At 37.6% G+C, this 426-nt stretch carries 1 protein-coding gene; it reads right to left on the reverse strand.

The window, feature by feature from the left end; translation table 11 throughout:
• Positions 1 to 22: 22 nt before the first annotated feature.
• Positions 23 to 426, reverse strand: a 404-nt coding sequence (locus E1163_RS30180; RefSeq protein ID WP_185155887.1) for a hypothetical protein, incomplete at its 5' end; no start/stop codon positions are given.

The following is a 426-nucleotide window of genomic DNA, read 5'->3' on the forward strand; positions in this document are numbered from 1 at the left end:
AACAAAAAATAGTTCAGTAATTTCATGGCTTCTTTCTTTGTGAATGTGCATTTCCTACCGCAATCTTAGCTGCTGTTTCCCCTTTAGTCCCCCACCGATTGACAGAATTTGAAGTTTCATATATCAAAGTGTTTTTTGATCTCAGACTTGGATTATTCTTGTCTGCTGCTTGTGCTGCTTTATACCTAGCAAGTTGATCAGGAGTTAAATTACCTATAGATTCTTGATGTGCTTGGTGCTGACTTTCCCCCTCACCAGAGCCTACACTTTGAATTATTTTTTGCTTCTTCCTTTCACCTACGTTCTTCTTATCTCCGTACTTGTCATAGACAGTAAAAGAATCAAAGTTCTCTTCAGTTACTTCACTCGTATTTTCAGTACTATTTCCAAATATATTTATTTCAACATCTGTGTCTGACCCTGGCC

The organism is Fulvivirga kasyanovii (assembly GCF_009711405.1).
Lineage (GTDB): Bacteria > Bacteroidota > Bacteroidia > Cytophagales > Cyclobacteriaceae > Fulvivirga > Fulvivirga kasyanovii.